Origin of the sequence: Oceaniglobus indicus, assembly GCF_002751875.1 — a bacterium.
Classification (GTDB): domain Bacteria; phylum Pseudomonadota; class Alphaproteobacteria; order Rhodobacterales; family Rhodobacteraceae; genus Oceaniglobus; species Oceaniglobus indicus.
Window position 1 is genome coordinate 1 of the sequence record NZ_NMZM01000017.1, and the last position, 20,091, is coordinate 20,091.

A 20,091-nucleotide genomic window follows, 5' to 3' on the forward strand; every position below is an offset into this window, starting at 1 on the left:
GAACCCAACCCGATCACCAGGTGCAACGAGTAGCTTAATTTATGCCAGATCCTGTCCAATGATCGGGGAGTAGCTCACTCCGTGCCGTCGAAGGTGGTCCTGAGTCTCGGCAACCGCGTCGTAACGCGCCTGATCGAGGTCGATTTCGATGGTAGTGGGGGTGTTTTGCATGTTGGTCTCCCTGTTGCATGCGTGAGCGTTTCTGGTCGTGCCTGATTCATCGGCGTCATGATCCGCAGCGTAGGGAGATGTCTGTCTTTCGGTGGATCCTCTCTGGTTTCGAAGTATTTGCGGCTTCGGGTGTTGGTAACGAGAACATTGGCCGTTCTTCTCGAGTACGAAGGAAAAAGTTGCGTATTCAAGCTTCTTTCTGGATCCCTGCACCGCCGCATTCGGCGCGACGATGCAGGCTGCTCTATCAGGCCACCCAGGAATTCGTCGAGATCACCCCAGCCAGTCGCAATGCCTCTTCGAGGCCATCGGCCAGCAAACAAAGCTCAGGGATCATCGGATCATCAGGCTCCAAGACTGGAAGGCAGCCGTAATCATCCCAGTCGTCGCTGTGAGCGTGCTCCAGAAACAGAAGATCGCGCAGTTCGAGAAGCAGGCCCCGCAAGCGGCGCGTCAGCGACCCCGTCTGGCCGAGGCCCTCGCGGATGGCGTTGATCAGCCGGGCGCCGCGACGACCGCCGAGCAGGACCGCCGCGTGGCCAAGCGGTTCACTGTGGCTCAATAGAAACCGGCGAAAGGCGACGTCGCCGGACGCGGGGTTGGTGATGTCTGCGGGGTGTATGGATGCGTGAAACATGGGGCCTCCTTGTTGTTTCGATTGAAATTTCCGGGGTTCGTCCCGGGTCAAGAAGTGGGCGGAGGTTCATGTTATTGCCGACCGCTGTTCTGCGCGCCGCACGATGAGGGCGCGCAGAACAGCAGGTGGCGAGTGCAATTTGGTTCCTTTCTTCAGCTGTTGCTCGCGATGTTCTCGAACTTCACTGATGACATTGGCCACTTGCCAAAACGACGAAGCATTTTCTGCAAATATCTTGGAACGAGACTTGGAAACTGAAACCTTGTCCGATCCATCATGACAAACACACCGAGTGGGGAATAATCTCGTCATCTCGGGGAGTTTTTGCGTCATAAGGGGGGAAATTGCGTCAATTGGCGGAGTTATTGCGTCATATTGGGGGGAAATTGCGTCAATATGGTCGATAAGGTTCTGTTTTTAATCGACGATTCGCCCCTGAATAATAGAATCAATAGAATCCCCATGAAAGAGCCGCCCGGCGGCGTAGGATGGGATTAAATGCTTGGCGAGTTGGCCAATAAATTGAAAAAGGCGGCAGGGTTTGGTGCCGTCAAAATAAACTTCAGGAAATCACCGACAGTCGTTTTTGCTTCGTGAACATCGATCCATATACTCATTGTGTCAGGTGCACTTGTCGCTGAACAGGAACCTGTCCATGCAGATCCACTGCGGCGCGCAGCAGGGGAATTGCATGGGCGGAGGGCTGCGAAGCGACGCGACACGGGTCGAACACGTGCGGCCCCTTGCCAACGCCTCGCGCCGGTTTTTCGGCGCAGGGCTGCTGTCGAAGCCCGGGCTCGGCAGCGAGACCAATGCCGTCTTCGGATGGCTGCGAAACGGGTGCTTTGCTGCGGCGCGCAGTAGTGAAGTATTCGTGACGTGGCTGTCCGGGGACGGTAACGGGAAAATTACGTCATCGTGGAGCAGATCCACGCCTCAATTCACTATCCAGCGCCAAGATCGGCGCACAATTCAGCTTCCATCTCCGCCAGATCAGAAAGGAATTCCGACACGGGCGCGACACTCGACATCCATAGGAAGTTCCTGGCACGCGTCGCAGCGACGTACAGGAAGATGGCGATCGGTGGTCATGATCTCATTGAGATGGCCCTCGTCTCTGGCCGCGAGCAACTGCGCCTCGTTGGGGATAACGGCATGTGCAAGCCGGGGCACGGCAACAGCCCTATATTCGGCACCATCTACTGTTCGCATCCGCGACGTATCTATCTCGAATGGCAAGATGGCCGCACGGCTCGCATCCATCTCGACAAAGGCTTGGAAGTTGGAAGGTCGTTGAACCGACTCCACCGCGATTTGATGTTGGTCAAGACCCTGAGCAGCAGGCGCGTGAGCTTGAGAGGGTTATTTTAGAGGTGCCAAACCGGCAAAGGTCGAGCATCGAGAGGCCGATACGGATGAGACGGTGAGGCAGGCCAGTGAGGAATCGGAACACTGCGACGGGGTCACTGCCAATTGCCCTGTTCACAGGACCTGAAGACTAACTCTGGCAGCACTGTTTCCCATTTTTCCCGGCGTATAAGATGCTGGAAGTTTTCATCATTGTCGGATTTTCGCCAACGAACCACGGCACCCACGCTGGCTGAGACCAACACAGCACCCTCGGGTGGCCTCCAGCCTTTTGACATGCGGCCCAGAAGACGGCCTGCGTGGTCCAGGATCATCCACTTCCCGTCCCGGACCTCAATCACGACAGGCGCGCCGACCTGCGCTTCGGCGGTCGCCGCATGCGCCTCGTGGCTGTCCCCCAGCCGACCCGCAAAGGAAAGGTCGACGGCTTCCAGATCGGGCATCTGATATCGATCCGCGGGTGGCGCCGCTGCCCGGCCCAAGGCCTCCACCCTGCGCTCCAACACGTGCTCCGATCCGGGCCGCAGGAAGGCATGCGCACCGGTTGTCATCACGGCAAGGCTGCGGCGCGCTCGGGTCATACTGACGTAGAACAACCTGCGAGGTGCGTCCGTATCCTCGCCGCGTGACGTCGCGTGCCAGCCGCCATCCAGTATCACGACATGGTCGAATTCGAGCCCCTTGGCGCGGTGACCGGTCAACAAAAGCAGGCCGCGCTGCAACCCTCGGGTATCGCGCGCCCAGTCAGCGAACCATTCGACCGTATCGGGCACCGGCATTCTTTTCTTGCCCAGCTCGCGCGCCAGATCCGCGACACCTTCGGCAATCAGTTCGATCCAGCGATTGGTCGGCTGTTCGTTCAGCACGCCGAGAATATCCTGTATTCCCAGCATCGCACCGGGATCGCGGCGCAGACCTTCAACCAGGGTCTGCATTTCGCGCAGACGCCAGACACTGGGCAGCGCCTCATTGGCCAGTTCCACCGGAATTTTCAGGCGCTCGGCATAGGCCCGTGCAGGTCCGAGCCGACGCCATTCCCGCGCGATGATCGCCGTGCGCGCCCAGTTCCAATCGGGATCGAGCCGGGAGAGCCGAACGAGTTCGTCCACCGCAGCAACAGCCTGCTCCATATCGCCCTGCGGGCATGTCAGCAGTTGCACGCGTCCCTGCGCGACCGGGTCATGGCCCGCCATGTAGCCGCCAGCGGGCTCCAAGGTGCGCAGGGCATCAATTGAAATATCGCGGCCCTCTTTCATGCGCCCCTTTGCCGGTGCGATGACGTCATTGGCCGTCTCGATGATGTGCCGGGTGGAGCGATAGTTTTCGGTCAGGAATTTCGGCTTTGCCCGGTAATCCTCCTCAAACTGCCGAATATAGCGCACCGACGCACCGGCAAAAGCATAGATGTTCTGGTCATCGTCGCCCACGGCAAACAGGCTCAGTCGTAGGTCCGGATCCTCCAGCGACCGACCGGCAATGGCGGCGATCAGCGCATATTCCTCGGGGCCGATGTCCTGATATTCATCCACAAGGATCCAGCGATAGCCCTGGATCAAAGCCTCGCGCTGCGCTTCGGCCTCGGACCGGCTCAGCCCTTCGCCATTGAGCTGGCGCACCGCCTCCGTGACGATGCCGTCAAAGTCGCGTTGCTGTGATCTGTCACCCGCAAAACTGGCCCCAACAAGCCGCATCGCGAGCGCATGGCAGGTCGAGACCGTGACCCGGCCCGCATCCTCGCCGACCAGATGGCGCAGGCGCGCCCGTATCTCGGCGGCAGCGTGGCGGTTGTAGCTGAGCACCAAAATCCCGCGAGGATCCTCCCGCTTGATCCGCAGCAGATAGGCGATTCGGTGGACGAGAACCCGGGTCTTGCCCGAGCCCGGCCCCGCCAGTACCAGAACGTTGGTCTGTTCGCGGTCGTCGGCCACGATGTCCTGTTGGACGGGGTTGCCCAGCCCATCGACGATTCGCTTCCATGAGCGACCCGTCGTCTGGCGCCGAAGTTCTGTCCCGCGCCCGGGCATCCATCGGCGCAGAAAACTGTCCTGGTCCAGCACAAAGTAATCTTCCGAAAACCGGATCGCTTCGTCTATCGCCTCCAACCCCTTTTCCGCATAGGCGGCCATCACATGTGTTTGCAGGGTCTGTTCGCGATAATGCTCCTCAAGCGGCTGAAAATCCTCCCGCGTGAACCCCGCTTTTGTAGGCTTCACAAGCACCGTCATTGCCGGGCGAAACACCGTCAGCCCCTTGCCCAGGGTAACGACGCCCTGCTCGTGCAACCACAGCAGCGACCGCTCCATGAGTTTGGTCATGTCCCGAACACCGGCGGTCTGAAGCAGGGCGTCGCCTGTCAGCGTTGCCAGCAAGTCCCCGACCGTGGTTTCGACCTGTATGTCCTTGCCCCGTGTGCCTTGCGCCACTTTGCCGGTGAGGAAATTCACCAGCCGTTCGGCCGCTTGCCAGCGCAACGCCGCCGTCTGATCGACAATCCCCCAGGATCTCTGCAACGTCACCGCCAAGGTATTTCGGGACGCCTTGCGCAGGCGCAGGTTGCCACGGCCGCCATCCCGATCGCGCCCGTCGCGCGCCATGCCGCGCAGCAGCTTTTCCACGATGTCGGGCCGCGCATCCGCATGGCCGCCATCGCGCAACACCTGACATGTCTCGGACAGATGCAGAGGCATTGTTTCTTCGATAGCCGTGTCAGGGGCCAGTTCGCGCATCTTGGCGATCAATGCCTGCTCGAGCGCGGCTGCTCGCTCCAATCGTTTGCGCGAATGGCCTTCGACGCCGATATGGACAAACACCGTGATCGCCATGTCGTTGCGCGCGATCCCGAGAGTTTCGAGATCTGCCATCGCCTTGGTCAGGGCGCCGTGGAACAGGCCGCTGACACCCGCAAGCTCGTCGGTCGAAACACCCTGATCGACCGGCGAAACCATAAGGTGCTGCACGATGGCGAGAAGTTGTTTGCGCCGCGCCCCGGTAAGTTCGGCCTTCTTCAAGGCCGTGTTCGCCTCCTCAACGGTTCGCACCAAAAGCGAGGATGGGAAGACCTGAACGCGGTTTTCCTCGCGCGAGACCAAAGTTGCCTCTTCCAGCCAGGACACTGCCGTCTTGACCCGCGTATCATCAGTCGCATCGTCGCGGATGAAGTCCCGATCGGTTTCTTCACGCACGATCTCGCCCGGGGTGGCCACCACCTTGCCACTGCCACGGGTGCGCTCATCCATCCGTCGCAATGCCTTGAGAATCGCACCGATCTCGTGTTTCGCCAACCGCGACCGGGCCGAGAGCGAGAATTGGCGTTCAACATCGTCCGCGGCGAAGAGCAGAACGCAGTTGGCCGGCGCTCTGTCTCGCCCGGCCCGCCCGGCCTCTTGCAGGTAATTTTCCAGCGAGCCCGGAATATCGCCATGTACGACCAGCCGGATATCGGGCTTGTCGATTCCCATACCGAAGGCATTGGTGGCCGCGATGACCCGCAGACCGCCCACCCGGAACCGTTCCTGGACGTCATGCTTTTCCTCCGGCGTCAGGCCGGCATGGTAGTGGTCAGCCAAAAGCCCCTGTTGCTTGAGAAACTCCGCAACACGCTCGGTTTCCTTGCGTGTCGCGCAATAGACGACCGCACCCGATGCGCCCTCGGGCGGCAATTTGCCCGTGATGACCTCCAGAATGTCCGAAAGCTTGCCTTCGCGCCCCGTCGGCAAGACCTCGAAGGACAGGTTCGTGCGCGAAGCGCCCCCGTCAAGCAGCGCCAGCTGGATACCGAGGCGGCTGTTGAAATGATCGCTGATGTCGCGCACCACCTCGGGCTTGGCCGTCGCGGTCAGGCAGATCATCGGTGCCGGGGGCTGATCGCCCGAAAATTCGCGGATAAAACGGGCGACATAGCGGTAGTCGGGCCGGAAATCATGGCCCCATTTCGACACGCAGTGCGCCTCATCCAGCACCCACAGGCCGACCTCGCGCTGCGCCAGCACCGACCGGATCGAGGTGCTGCGTAGCTGTTCGGGCGAGATCAGCAGGATCGCCGCATCGCCCATCCGCACCTTATCGAGCGCATCCTGCCGCTCGGGCATCGACAACATACCGTTGATCGTCACCGCCGAAGAGATGCCCGTGCGCTCCATCCCCTGCACCTGATCCGCCATAAGCGCAACGAGCGGGGAGATCACGACGCTCAGGCTCCCGGTCTTGTCGAACTTGGTCAGGGCCGGAATCTGGTAGCAGACGGACTTGCCGGTGCCGGTGGGCAGGATGCCCAGCACGCTTTCGCCCCGCATCGCATCATCGACTATACGCTCCTGAAGTGGTCGCCCCTCGTCGTCAACGGGCTCGGGGCGGAAGGATTCGAACCCGAACCACTTTTGCAGGGCGCGGATCGGATCGTTCATCTCCGCGCACCAGGCACAGGCAGGATCCCGGCAGGATGTGTCGCGCAAGTCCCGGACGATCTGTGCCGCCTGTGGAAAAGCGGCCCGCACCCAGGGTGGCATCACGGAATCTCCGCCCGCGACCAAGATCCACGACAGCGCAAAGGCCATCGGCCAGCCCTCGCGAGGGTCGCCCAGCCGGCCAGGCATCTCGCCGACGCACTGGTCACATGCCCGCCCGTCAAGCAACCGCCGGACGGCATCGAACGCCTGTTGCCGCTCTGGCACCTCGGCCCTCCGGACATGGCGGAACAGGGCATCAAACCCACCCGAGCGATCCATGCGGGTGCAGAGGTAATGATAAGCCGTTAGGGCATCCGGCGTCTTGGCGTTCAATTGGTCGAAGGCTTCGAGCTGGTTGCGCAGCACTTTGAGTACCAGCCGCGCGTCCAGTTCCGGGTCGTTCACATGCCCGGCTTGCAGGCGGCCATCATGGTAGTGTTTGACCAGATGATGATAGGGATTGCGCGGAAAGGCGAGCGGGTTGAGCCAGAGCGTGTCGATCGGCGCATCCATCCGGGCTATCAGTCCTGGCCGCTGCGCAAAGAGATGTTCCAGATCGTGGCGCAGGATGTTGTGGCCAAGCGGATGCGCGAAATCCGCCAACACCTGCTCAAGCCGATCCAGTCCTCGCGCCACGCCGCCCTGACCCGTAGCCACCGCAGGACCGTCGCCATTCTGTACGGCTACGAAGGCAAATAGTGCCGCCCGTTTCGGGTCCACCTCGAGGTCGATAGACAAGCAACGTCCAAGGAACCGCGAACGCTCGTCGATCATATTTTCGGGGGCGTGAGATTGAAACATGACAAAGCGATTAAGACCATTTCCAGAAACAATATCAAATAGCGCAGGTTGTGGAAGGAATTGCCATCCCGCAAAAGCACTGTCGCCGCATCCCATTGCGCAAATCAAACAACGAGTCCGAGGCGATCTGCCCCATTATTCAGCCCATGCATGCCACATAAAAATGTCAGAATTGAACTCAAATCGTGGGCGATCAGTGTTTGCGCACTTTTGCTGGATCTTTACCTGCGAAACGGACAAGCCGATCTCTGGACGTCAGAGTTTCAACCCGAACAGATCCTGGAGATGCGTTGGCAGCGGCTCGGCAAGGTCCCATTGAACAGTAATCGGCGCTTCGCCTTCCCAGCCGGCGAACCCAACGGGACCGGCGTAACGAAATGGCGCAGCACGGCTATCGCGCAATCTGGATCCTCTCAGGAACAGATGCACGGTCCAGCCCGGCTCATCGCCCGAGATGATCCGCCCCCGCTCGCTGGTCTTCTTTGTGCTTGTCTGCGACTGCCAGACGAAGCGCGTCGGGCTGGCGAACTGGTCAGCGTAATGGCCGCCGACAGACATGCTCCCCTTGTCCATCGTCACGAGCAGCACCATCGCCTTTACCGGCTTGATCGTCACGATACCCGCGTTCCACGATCCGGTGTTGAATTCCGCACCGAAAAGCGGGGCAATCTGGTCGCGAAGATACTCCTTCCACAACTCCGGGCTATGACGGAAGGGACGCGTCTCTTCAGCAGCTTGCAGGGCCGGTGCGGGCTCGGGCTGTTCGTAGGTGATTGCGCGTCCTTGCAGATACCGCAGGATGCGCCACTCGACGAGTTCGCTCGCCAGGAGGCTCAACGCGCCGCCCCCCTGCAAAGCGGTCTCGAACACACCCGGCCCCGACCTGAACCAGGGCGTGTCGGCCCAAACTTTCAAGGGGTATTTCTTCAACAGGGCAGCGATGGCATTTACGTCATTCGGGTCGACGCTCAGGTCGGACCGGATCTCGGGGTTTCGTTGCGCGAAACGCGCCACCCGCGCGGCGAGATCGGTAATTGCCATGCGTCCGGGCATGGCACCACTTTCGATCATCGCGCGTAGCATCAGCATCTTGTAGCTACGCGTCAGACTGGTCGTTTCCACCTCGTCGAAAAACGCCTTGTTCGCAGTCCATGTGGCACGTGTATCCTCGTCGAAATCGCCCATGTCGTTCACGAGTCCAAACCACCCCGCATGTCCGGTCCGCCCGGGATTGAACCCGGCATGCTGAACCTCGGACGCTGTCGGGCGCGTGCCATGCCGCTCGCGGAAATCCCGATAGAAGGCGACAAGTTCCCCGCCGTCGCGCGGCTGACGGATCAGGGACTTGAGGATATCGAGGGCCTCGAGCTCGTAGGTCACTTCGCAGCCGTCTGGAAACGCCAGCTCGTTGGCGTCGTATGCATCGAGCGCCATTCGCAATGCCCCTTCACCTGCACCGACACGTAGCAGAGTTCGGGCCTTGGTCAGGAAGATCCGGTGGTTGCCAATGTAATCGATCACAGCCAGATGCGTTTTTTCGGCTGAGCGGCGCAAACCGCGGCCGAGCTGCTGCAACCAGATGACCGGGCTCTCGGTGGGGCGCAGCATAAGCACGGTGTCGATGCTTGGCACGTCGACCCCTTCGTTAAACATGTCGACTGCAAAGACGATGTCGAGGGCGCCCTGTTCGAGCGCCGTCAGCGCTGATGTCCGGGGCGCCGAGGTCTCCCCCGAGTGTACGGCCACCGCGCGCAGACCTCGCGACCGGGCGAAATCCGCCATGAAATCAGCGTGCCGCTTTGAGACGCAAAACCCGATTGCCTTGCGCCCACCGCGTTTTTTTAGCTGTTCCAGCGCATTCTCGGCGCGCGCCTGTGTGGCGACGGCCTCGGTCAGCGCCGCCTCATCGAAACGCCCGCTGCGCCATGGGATCTGCGCATATTCCACCGGATCAGGCACGCCGTAATAGTGAAACGGCGACAGCAGCTTTCGGTCGATCCCCGCCCAAAGATCGCATTCGTAGACGAGGTTTTCCTCGCATAACCCCAGAAGATCGCCGCCATCGCTTCTGTCCGGGGTCGCGGTCAGGCCCAACAGAAAGCCGGGTGTAAAATGATCGATGATCCTCCGGTAGGTCGCGGCCGCCGCATGGTGAAATTCGTCGACGACGATGTAGTCGAACCGATCCGGCGCAAACTGACCCAGATGCGCCGCTCGGGCCAGCGTCTGGACCGAGGCGAAAAGAATATCGGCATCTTTGTCTTTTTCGCCCCCCGCGTAGCGTCCGATATGAGCCTTTGGCCGAACTGCGCGAAACGCGTCGATCGCCTGGGTCAGGATCTCTTCCCGATGCGCAACGAAGAGGACGCGCGGTGCAGCGATACTGTCGAAGGCTGCAAGAAATGTCTTGCCAAGCCCTGTCGCCAGAACGACCAAGCCAGCCCCGTATCCCTTGACCCGAGTGGCCTCCAGCGCCCTCAGCGCCTCAGCTTGAACTTCGTGAGGGCGCGGCTGATCCGGTGTTGGCTCGGGGGCGATCCCCGCAACCGATGGGAGGGTTTCCGGGCGGCGTGCCTCGTAGGCGTCGATCCAGGCGTCGGTCAAGTCGGTTGTCTCGGGCCGCTCCAGCAATGCATCGAATGCCTGGCGTGCCGCGTTCAAAGGGATGGCATCGGCTCGATCAAAATGGCGCATGTTCCATTCCACACCCGTGGTCAGCGCAGAGCGCGACAGGTTGGATGAACCAACGATCATGGCACCCGTCCCCTCGTCGAAGCCGAAGATCCAGGCCTTAGGATGGAACGGGATCTGCGCCGCCCGAAACACGCGCAACTGCCGGTCGCCAATCAGATCGGCAACCAATCGTAGCGCTGCCGGCTCGGTCACATCCATGTAGTCACCGGTCAGCAGGCGCAGGCGTCCGCCGCGCTCCAACAAGTCACGCAGGTGCGGTATCACCAGTCGCACACCAGAGGCCATCAGGAACGAAACGGCCAAGTCGATCCTCGTCGCGCGGTCGATCCAAGGGAGCAGATGGGCATGCAGCGCGTCCTCACCGCCAGAGATCAGTGCGTGGTCGTGTGGCAGACCCGGCAGCAGCCCGTCGCCCCCAAGTGGCCGCGCGATGCGCAGGTGCACATGCGGGCCGGTTTCCACGAAGGAAACTTCGGCAATACCACCATCGCGTTCGAATACCTCCTGCACGGCCGGAATCCGGTCAATCAGTGCGCGTTGCTCGGGCTTGTCCAGGTTCTGCCACCGCGCGACGTGCCGCCGCGGCGCAATGATCGCACCGATTGGTGAGGACAGCACCAATGTGGCCGCATCAGCCTCCAGGATCTGCGTTTGCCCGCTCGCGCAAATCTCACATTGGCCACACTCGCTATTTGTCAACCATCTCGCCCTTCCACATTTCCCGGCAATCTGAATCAGTTTGCGAGTGGCGTCCAGGCTGATGGTTGTTCTTTTGCTCTTTCTTTTTCGACGTTTGGGTTAATGGCGGAGCGCGTTTTTCCATCGCACCTTCTGTTGATCAGCTATCATCGGTGCGCTGACGCCTTTGAAAACGCCCTGTCCGTTTACGATGCGTTGACAACTCCAGCCAGCCGCACCAGCATGGCAAAAACTGTCACCACCCGAAATATCTTAATTCGCGATCAGCCAAGGTACATGAATGTCCTACTCCAAAGCCTCCGACCTCCTGCGCGTCGCAGATATGGCAATGGCCAGTTTCGAAGGTATTTCCTTGCAGGATATCGCGCGCGAGTTTGGCTGCGATCACCGCACCGCGCAGCGGATGATGCGTGCGTTCGAAGCGGTCTTTCCGCAGGTCGATATCGGCGAGGATGCAGACAGGCGCAGGCGCTGGCACATGCCCCGAAGCGACCCGCGCTGGCTTCAGGCGCAGGGCATCCGCGACAGCGAGCTTGCGGCGCTCGACATGGCGGCGAAACGGGCGGATCGGGATGGCGCGCCCGATGACGCGCAGCGGTTGCGTGCGCTCAGGGACCGGCTGCTTGCCGCAATGCCGTCCAGCCATGCACGACGCACCGAAGGCGACGCTGAGGCGCTGCTGGAGGCTCAGGGCTTCGCCTCCCGCCCCGGACCGCGCGTGGTCTCGGACATGAAGTTGCTTGGCGTTCTGACCGAGGCTTTGCGCGCGCCCTGGGAATTGAAGGTGTCCTATCGTGGTGCCCAGGACGCCAGGCCAAGGGAACGACTTCTCGAACCGCATGGTCTTCTGCTTGGCATCCGGCGTTATCTGGTCGCGCGCCCTTCGACGGGCGACGGCCGGATGCGACGCTTCCGCCTTGACCGGATCGAGAATGCGGCGATCACCGCGCGGAGTTTCTCTCGCGATCCCGCGTTCGACCTTGGCGCCTTCGCGGCCCGTGCCTTCGGGTCCTTTCATTCGGATGCGGAATACGGACCGGTGGAGTGGCGTTTCACGCCCGACGCCGCACCGACCGCCCGGCAGTTCATCTTTCACCCCGCGCAGGACATGATCGAGGAACCGGATGGATCGTTGACCATGCGCTTCACGGCGTCCGGGCACATGGAGATGGCATGGCATTTGTATCAGTGGGGCGATCAGGTCGAGGTCATCGCGCCGGGGACCCTGCGGGAGATGGTGGACCGGCACAGGCGCAATGACTTTCCCGCATTGCCGTGACATCGGGACATGTTCTTCGTTCTTCTTCCATAATTTAGTCCGCTTTGGACAGTTGATGGGGGCCAAACCAATGATCAACCTGAGTGGGAAGGCAGGCAACACATGGACCCATTCAAGAGCGGCGCCCGATCTGTCGCGTGTCTTCCGGCGCGGCATCTTTCCAGCGACGGAGCACTGCGCCAAGACCACAAACATCTTCCCATGACAGCTTTTGTCGCCCCCATGCACAATTCTTGAACCATTGCGCAAACGCGCCGTCAAGAATCAGTTTCAGGAGTTGCCCGTGACATTCCGTTTCATCCACACCTCCGACCTTCACATAGGCCGGAAATTCGCCAACATCCCGCAACCCGTCGACGGCAACATCCGTGGCCGCCTCATGGAAGCGCGGCACGGCGCGATCGGACGGTTGGCGCAGGCGGCACGGGACCAGGGTGCCGCGCATGTTCTGCTGGCCGGCGACACCTTCGATACGGCGACCCCGTCACCGGTCGTGATCCGGCAGGCGCTGGCGGCGATGGGCGAGGCGCCGGAGCTGATCTGGTGGTTGCTGCCGGGCAACCATGACAATTTGCGCGACGCCGAACCGCTTTGGGAGGCGATCCACCGCGATGCGCCCGCTAACGTGATCGCCCTCACGGACGCCGCGCCGCAGGATATGGGGGACGCCGCAACCCTTCTGCCCTGCCCCGTCGCCTTCCGCGCGAGCGCCAGCGATCCTTCGGAACCGCTGGTGACGATGGCCAGCGATGATGGAAAGCTGCGTATCGGCCTGGCCCATGGCGGCGTCACCGATTTCACCGAAAGCGGCACTGCAATCGCGCCGGACCGGGACCGGAGCGCGCGGCTCGATTACCTCGCGCTTGGCGACTGGCACGGACGGATAGCCGTATCCGACCGGGTCCAGTATTGCGGCAGCCCCGAGCAGGACAGGTTCAAGCATGGCCGCCGTGGCGTCTGTCTCAGCGTTGCGATTGACGGCCCGGGTGCTGTGCCGCTGGTCGAGGAAGTCGAGACCGGCAGCTTTCTGTGGGCGCAGGTGGATCTGACGCTACACCCCCGACAGGATGCCGCCGCCGCGCTGACCGCGATCTTGCCCGGTGCAGGCCGACGCGATGTGCTTCTGCGGGTGAGCGCCACGGGCTGGGCAGGATTGCCCGATCATGTGGACTTGCAGCGCGCCGCCGACCGGTGTGCGCCCGAATTCGCGCATTTCGAACTGGTGACCGACGCGCTCGGGACCCAGTATGAGACCGCCGACCTTGACGAGATCGACCGCGGCGGCGCGCTGCGGCTCGCCGCGGACGGGCTGATGGACGACGCAGAGTCCGAAACCCTCTCGCAGGCAGACAGGGAGGTGGCAGCCGATGCGCTTGCCCGCCTCTACGCCTATGTCCGGGAGGCCGCAAGATGAAGATCCGCAGCATCACCCTGAACAATGTGCGCCGTTTTACCGAACCGAGCCGGGTGGCCGACATCGGCGACGGGCTGAACGTCCTGTGCGAGCCCAATGAGCACGGCAAATCCACGCTCTTCGACGCGATGCAGGCGCTGTTCTTCAAACCGCACGGGTCGCGTGACAAGGACGTGGCCTCGCTGCGGCCCCATGCGGGCGGCGCCCCGGAGGTGACCGTCGAGGTCGAGACCGAAGACGGACTTTTCAGCGTCGCCAAACGTTGGTTTCAAAAGCCCGCCGCCACGGTTCACCGGAACGGGAACCTGATCGCGCAATCCGATGCGGCAGAGGCCTGGATTGTGGATCTGCTGGGCGGCGATGCGGGCGGGCCGTCGGGGCTGATCTGGGTGCGCCAGGGCATGACCCAACTGACCGGCGGCTCGAAGAAGGAGCAGGACGCCGCATTGCAAGCCCGGCGCGACCTGATGACCTCGGTCGGCGAGGAAGTGGAGGCGATGACCGGCGGGCGGCGGATGGACCTGGCCCTTGCACGGTGCCGCGAGGAGCTGACGAGCTATGCCACCACGACCGGGCGGCCAAAGACGAACGGCCCGTGGAAGGACGCTCAGGACCAGGTCGATGCGTTGACCAGCCGCCGCGACGCCCTCGCCGCCACTGCGCAGGAACTGCATGAGGCGCTGGCCGAGCGCACCCGCGCGCGCCGCGACCTGCGCGAATGGGAGGCGCCCGAGGCGGTCGAGGACCGGCGGAGCAGACTCGAGGCCACCCGCGCCAGCCATGCCGCCGCCGAACGCCATGCCGAAGAGGTCGAAGCCGAGGCGCGCAAGCTCGACATGGCGCGATTGACCGCCGAGGGCGCAGAGTCCCGTCTGGATACGTTCCGCACATCGCTGGCCGAGCGGAAAGAAGCCGCACAACTGGTCGAAAAAGCGGCTGCCGAAGCGAAGGATAAACAGGCTGATCTGGAAAGGCAACGTGCGCAGCGCGACACGGCAGAGCACGCATTCGAGGAGGCGCAGGAGGCGCTGAAAACTGCCGAGGCTGCCAGAACGCGTGCCTTGCGTGCACAGGCCGCGAAGGACGGGGCCGACCGGCGCCGCGAGCTGGAAGAGCGCATTGCCAAGGCCGAAAAGACGCGCAGCGCGATGGAGACCGCCGCCGCCGCCCGCACCGGCCCGGATGCCAAGGCTCTGCGCCGGATCGAGGCGTTCGCTGCCACGCATTCCACGGCTATTGCCGCGCGTGACGCCACCGCGACGCAGGTCATCGCACATTATGCCGAAGGCCGGATCGGCACGATCCGCGCAGGGGATATTCCTTTGCCCGACGGACACTCCCTTCCCCTGCCCCGTGCCACGCATCTGACCATCGACGGCGTGGGCACGCTGGAGGTGCGCCCCGGTGAGGCCGCTCATGACGGCAACTCGGTTGAGGCCGCCGCGCAAAAGCTCCGCGAGGCGCTGAAGGACGTAGGCGCCGACGATCTCGACATGGCCCGCAACGCGGCCTCTGCACGGGCCGAGGCCGAGCGTCGCCACGGCGAAGCCAAGGCTGTGCTGGACAGCCTCGCACCGCAAGGGATCGACCGGTTGCGCGAGGCGCTGGCGAAGATCCCGCAGATGGACGCCGTTGCGGACACCCCCGATCCGGACACCGCAGAGGCCACGCTGACCGATGCGCGCGCGGCGCATGACACGGCACGCATCGCGCGCGACACCGCATCCGAACGGCTTGCGGATGCCCGCTCTGAGGCGATGCGTACCGAGACAATGCTTACCTCGCTGCGCGAGCGGCTGAAACGTGCGGAGGATGCTCTGGAGAAAATCGGCAACCGCTCCGAGGCCGACCTGGCTGCAGAGGCAGAGTCGGCCGCCGAGGCGTACCGCGCGGCGCAAGCGGCGCATGCCGCCAAGGCGAAGGATGCGCCGGATCTCGCGGCGACCAAGGCGGCGCTGGCCCGCGCTCAGTCCGTCGACAAGCGCGCGGGCGAAGAAATTGCCCGCCTGAAGCCCCTGCTCGCCCGGCTGGACGAGCGTATCAGCCGGGCTTCCGGTGACGCGGTCGAGGAACGCTTGGCCGAGACGGAGCAGGAACTTGAGGCTGCGCAGGCAAATCTCGCCCGGGTCGAGAACGAGGTCGCCGTTCTCTCGCGGCTGGAAAAGGCGCTGGAGGCCGCGAGAAACGAGGCGCGCGAGCGTTATTTCACACCCATCGCGAAGGAACTGAAACCCCTGCTTCATCTGCTTTGGCCCGAGGCTGAGCTGACATGGGGCGAGGAATCGCTTTTGCCCGATGCGCTCACCCGGAACGGTGTGACCGAACCGATCGACGTCCTGTCGGGCGGCACGCAGGAACAGGTGGCGTTGCTGGTCCGGCTGGCCTTTGCCCGGATGCTGGCGGCCTCGGGACGGGGCGCGCCGGTCATCCTGGATGACGCGCTGGTCTTTACCGACGACGACCGGATCGAACGCATGTTCGACGCCCTGCACCGGCAGGCCGGCGATCTGCAGATCATCGTCCTGACCTGCCGCCAGCGCGCCTTCCGCGATCTGGGCGGCAACGCCTTGCGTCTCGCGGCGCCCGAAAAGACGCAGCCCGCGACATGCTGAAAGAGAACGACCGCATCCGTCTGTCGGCATCGGACCTGATGCGCTTCATGTCCTGCACTCACGCCAGCTTTCTCGACCACGAGCGGCTGCATGGGCGCGGGGCTGAACCGGCTGCGGACAGCGAGGATTCCGCCCTGCTGCAACGCCACGGCGACGCCCATGAGGCATCGCATCTGGAGACGTTGCGGCCTGCTGGCGACGTGGTCGAGATATCGGCGGAGCAGCCTTTCGCCGAAGCCGTGACTGCGACGGTTGAGGCTCTTCGCCGGGGATCGGGAACGGTTTTTCAGGGCGCTCTGGAAGGCGGCGCCTGGGGCGGCTGGTCCGATTTTCTCGAGCGCGTGGATATGCCGTCGGATCTCGGCCCGTTTTCCTACGAGGTGGCCGACACCAAGCTCAAGCGCAAGCCATCGCCATCGCATCTTCTGCAACTGGTGCTCTATTCCGATCTGCTCACGCCGCTTCAGGGCCGCGCCCCGGATCATGCGCATGTCCTGCTGGGCGATGGCACAAGGGCGAGCTTTCGGCTGCCCGAATATGCCGATTACGCCCGGCAGGCCCGCAAGCGGCTGGAAGCCTTCATCAAAGCCCCCTGGCCCACCCGTCCCGTGCCTTGCGCCGCCTGCGATCTGTGCCGTTGGCGGACCCATTGCGCGCAGGTCTGGGAGGGCGAGGACAGCCTGTTCCGGGTCGCCGGGATCAGCCGGACGCAAGTCGCCAAGCTGGAGGCCGCCGGTGTCAAGACGATGGCCGCCCTGGCCGTGCACGAAGATCGCGTGCCGCGTCTTGCCGAACCAACCTTCGAGCGTCTGCGCCTTCAGGCCCGGCTTCAGTCGGATCGGCCCGCCAAGGGCCCGCATCACGCGCTGCGCGAGCCGGTGGACGGCAAGGGATTTGATTTGCTGCCCGAACCGGCGAAGGGCGATCTCTTCTACGACATCGAGGGCGATCCGTTCTATGCCGAAGCAGGCACCGAGGGCCTTGAATACCTGCACGGCGTCTGGGATGGCACGGATTTCACCGCGTTCTGGGCGCATGACCTTGACGCTGAAAAGCAGGCGCTGGCCCGCCTGTTCGATCTCTTCGATGCACGCCTCACGGCGCATCCGCACGCGCATATTTACCACTATGCCGCCTACGAGATTACCGCGTTGCGCCGCCTGTGCACCCGGCACGGGTTGGGTGAGGCGCAGCTCGACAAATGGCTGCGCGAGCGGCGCTTTTGCGACCTTTATGCAGTGGTGCGTGGCGGCGTGGCGGTCTCGGAGAAATCCTATTCAATCAAGGATATGGAGCATCTCTACGGCTTCGAGCGCACCGGTGAGGTAAAGACCGCCGGCGGCTCCGTCGTGGCCTATGAGGCGTGGCGCGAGAGCGACGACCCCGCCATCTTGCAAGAAGTCGAGGATTACAATCGGCTCGACTGCGTTTCGACCGAAGAGCTGCGCGACTGGCTTGTCTCGGTCCGGCCCGATGGCCCCTGGCCTCAACCCGCCCCGCCGCAGGAAGAGCGCTTTGAGGAGGCGGATGCCGAGGCCGAGGCCCTGCGCGCGCGGCTTGCTGCCGCAAACCTGCCCGAAGGCCGCGCGGCGCTGCTCTTCGATCTGGCGCAGTTCCATCGCAGAGAGGCCAAACCCGCTGCTTGGGCGGTTTTCGATGCGGCGGCGAAGACTTCGGAAGAGCTCTGCGACGATATGGATTGTCTTGGCGGGCTGACTGCAACCGGACCCGCCGAGCCCGACAAGACCGCGCAGATCCGCCCATATCGCTATCCGGCACAGGAGACTAAGCTGCGGGCCGGCAAATCCGCACAGATTCTGCTTGGGGATGGCATGGCGACGGTCACCATCGTTGACATGAACCGGCGTGCGCGCAGCTTGTCCCTGCGCATTACCGCAGGTCAGCGCGGCGATCACAATCTGCCCGTCCGGCTCGATCTTCTGCCGACTTTCGCCATTAACGCTGATCCGATCCCCGCGGCAATCATGGAGGTGATCGAAGACCAGCTCGGCCCACGAACCAACCGCGCGGCCGAAGACCTGCTGTCCCGCGCCGCCCCTCGAATGATCGCCCCATCGCCCCTGCCAATCGCCGATGGCGCCGATCCCGTGGCAGCCCTGCAAGCGGCGACTGCCGCCATGGACAACACCATCCTGCCGGTTCAGGGTCCGCCCGGCACCGGCAAGACCTACGTCACCGCCCGCGCCATCCTGGCACTGGTCCGCAAAGGCAAGCGCGTGGCGGTGTCGTCCAACTCGCACGAGGCGATCCGTAATGTGCTGATGGGCTGCATCGACGCGCTGGAGGATCGTGATCTGCCCTTTACGGTGGAGGATGTGTCCATCGCGCGCAAGGGCAGCCGGGGTGAAGAGCCCATGGCGTCCCCCTATGACCGTATACAGTCCACGCACAAGAACGACGATCCTGTCCTGTCGAATGCGGACGTGGTCGGCGGCACCGCCTGGCTCTTCTCCCGCCCGGATTTGGCCGGGGCCTTCGACTACCTGTTCATCGACGAGGCGGGGCAGGTCTCGCTGGCAAACCTCGTCGCCATGACCAACGCCGCGCGAAATGTCGTGCTGGTGGGTGATCCGAACCAACTGCCCCAGGTGGTCCAGGGCGCGCATCCGCACCCTGCGAACCTCTCCTGTCTCGACTGGCTCTTGGGTAATGAGACCACGGTGGCGGGCGAACGCGGCCTGTTCCTTCCCGTCACCCGCCGGATGCATCCGGACCTTTGCAGCTATATTTCCAAGCAATTCTACGAGGGCCGCCTGACCGCGCATGACAGCACCGCGCGGCAAGCGGTCGTGGCCAAAGATCTGCCCGCAGCAGGCGCCTGGATGGTCCCGGTCACGCATGAAGGCCGCGCCCAAGAGTGCCCAGAAGAGATCGACGCCATCCGCCGCGCTGTCGAAACCCTGACGACGGGTACCTTCACCGATCGCGAGGGCGCCACCCGCCCGCTCTACGCATCCGACATCATCGTCGTGGCCCCCTACAACGTGCAGGTCAATGCGCTGGCCGACGCCCTGCCGGGCATCCGCGTCGGCACCGTGGACAAGTTTCAGGGCCAGGAGGCCCCCGTTGCGCTGATCTCGATGACCGCTTCGAGTGCCGAGGAGACCTCGCGCGGGCTCGATTTCCTGCTCTCTCGCGAGCGGCTTAACGTGGCGATCAGCCGTGGCAAGGCGCTGAGTCTCGTTTTCGCCTCCCGGCGTCTGCGCGAGACCCCTTGTGCAACGGTCGAACAGATGCGCCTTGTCAACGCGCTCTGCGCGCTGCCGACCTGGCCCCCGGAGGAGGCCTCATGAGCAACAACATTCCCGATTTCACCACCCTCAAGGTCCGGCAACGCGCCCAGCGTGACAAATGGCCACAGGATTTCGCCCTGCGCATCCATCGCGCCATCAGTTGGATCGGGCGGGCCGAACGGGAAACGGAAGATCCTGGCGCCGCCTTCCTGTATCTCTGGATTGCCTTCAACGCGGCCTATGGCGGCGAGCGGTCGACCTTTGGTACACGAGACGATTTCGAGACCTTCTTTCTGCGACTCGAGAGACTCGACGCCGACAATCGCCTCTATGGCATCGTCTGGTCGAGCTTTCCCGGTGCGATTCGCCTGTTCCTCGAAAACCGCTACGTCTTTGCTCCGTTCTGGAAATTCCATCACGGCGACAGCGGGGCGCAGGACTGGGAGGGCCGTTTCGACGCCGCCCGACGGCGATTTCACGCGGCGCTGCGCGCGGGTGAAACGGTCACCATCCTGTCGATGCTGTTCGACCGTCTCTATGTCCTACGCAATCAGCTCATGCATGGCGGCGCAACCTGGAATTCCGCCACAAATCGCGACCAGCTTCGCGATGGGGCGGCAATTCTGCGAAATGTCGTTCCGGTAATGGCCGATCTGTTGATGGACGCGTCAGAGGGCGATTGGGGCGCACCGATGTATCCTGTAGTGGAGAGTTGAA

General features: G+C 63.0%; 9 protein-coding genes. 6 read left to right on the forward strand and 3 right to left on the reverse strand.

The window, feature by feature from the left end; all coding sequences use genetic code 11:
- Positions 1 to 418: 418 nt before the first annotated feature.
- Entirely contained in the window at positions 419 to 808 is a 390-nt protein-coding gene (locus tag CFP68_RS17295) for a hypothetical protein (RefSeq protein ID WP_099828186.1), read from the reverse strand.
- Positions 809 to 1,726: 918 nt separating this feature from the next.
- Between CFP68_RS17295 and CFP68_RS18155 the strand changes: the two genes are divergently transcribed.
- Complete coding sequence (locus tag CFP68_RS18155) at positions 1,727 to 2,179, forward strand: hypothetical protein (protein ID WP_158234197.1); 453 nt, start codon at positions 1,727 to 1,729, stop codon at positions 2,177 to 2,179.
- Positions 2,180 to 2,271: 92 nt separating this feature from the next.
- On the opposite strand, the gene CFP68_RS17300 is transcribed toward CFP68_RS18155, so the two are convergent.
- Both CFP68_RS17300 and CFP68_RS17305 read right to left on the reverse strand, forming a co-directional pair.
- Positions 2,272 to 7,395: a RecQ family ATP-dependent DNA helicase gene (locus CFP68_RS17300; RefSeq protein WP_099828187.1), complete on the reverse strand. Its 5,124-nt coding sequence runs from the start codon at positions 7,393 to 7,395 to the stop codon at positions 2,272 to 2,274.
- Between the two features lie 282 nt (positions 7,396 to 7,677).
- Entirely contained in the window at positions 7,678 to 10,815 is a 3,138-nt protein-coding gene (locus CFP68_RS17305; RefSeq protein WP_145953484.1) for a DUF3427 domain-containing protein, read from the reverse strand.
- A 280-nt stretch (positions 10,816 to 11,095) separates the two neighbouring features.
- Between CFP68_RS17305 and CFP68_RS17310 the strand changes: the two genes are divergently transcribed.
- From CFP68_RS17310 to CFP68_RS17330, 5 genes are all read left to right on the forward strand, one after another.
- Positions 11,096 to 12,094, forward strand: a complete 999-nt coding sequence (locus CFP68_RS17310) for a helix-turn-helix transcriptional regulator (protein WP_099828189.1) — start codon at positions 11,096 to 11,098, stop codon at positions 12,092 to 12,094.
- A gap of 241 nt (positions 12,095 to 12,335) precedes the next feature.
- On the forward strand, positions 12,336 to 13,508 hold the full coding sequence (locus tag CFP68_RS17315) for a metallophosphoesterase family protein (RefSeq protein WP_241524148.1): 1,173 nt from the start codon (positions 12,336 to 12,338) through the stop codon (positions 13,506 to 13,508).
- A complete protein-coding gene (locus tag CFP68_RS17320; protein ID WP_099828190.1) occupies positions 13,505 to 16,120 on the forward strand; it encodes an AAA family ATPase in 2,616 nt (871 codons plus the stop codon). Before CFP68_RS17315 ends, CFP68_RS17320 begins: the two co-directional genes overlap by 4 nt.
- Positions 16,114 to 19,434 (forward strand): TM0106 family RecB-like putative nuclease, encoded by a 3,321-nt coding sequence (locus CFP68_RS17325; protein WP_193825243.1) that lies wholly within the window; start codon positions 16,114 to 16,116, stop codon positions 19,432 to 19,434. Before CFP68_RS17320 ends, CFP68_RS17325 begins: the two co-directional genes overlap by 7 nt.
- Positions 19,431 to 20,090, forward strand: coding sequence for a HEPN domain-containing protein (locus tag CFP68_RS17330; protein ID WP_099828191.1), 660 nt, complete (start codon positions 19,431 to 19,433; stop codon positions 20,088 to 20,090). Before CFP68_RS17325 ends, CFP68_RS17330 begins: the two co-directional genes overlap by 4 nt.
- The last annotated feature ends 1 nt before the right edge of the window (position 20,091 follow it).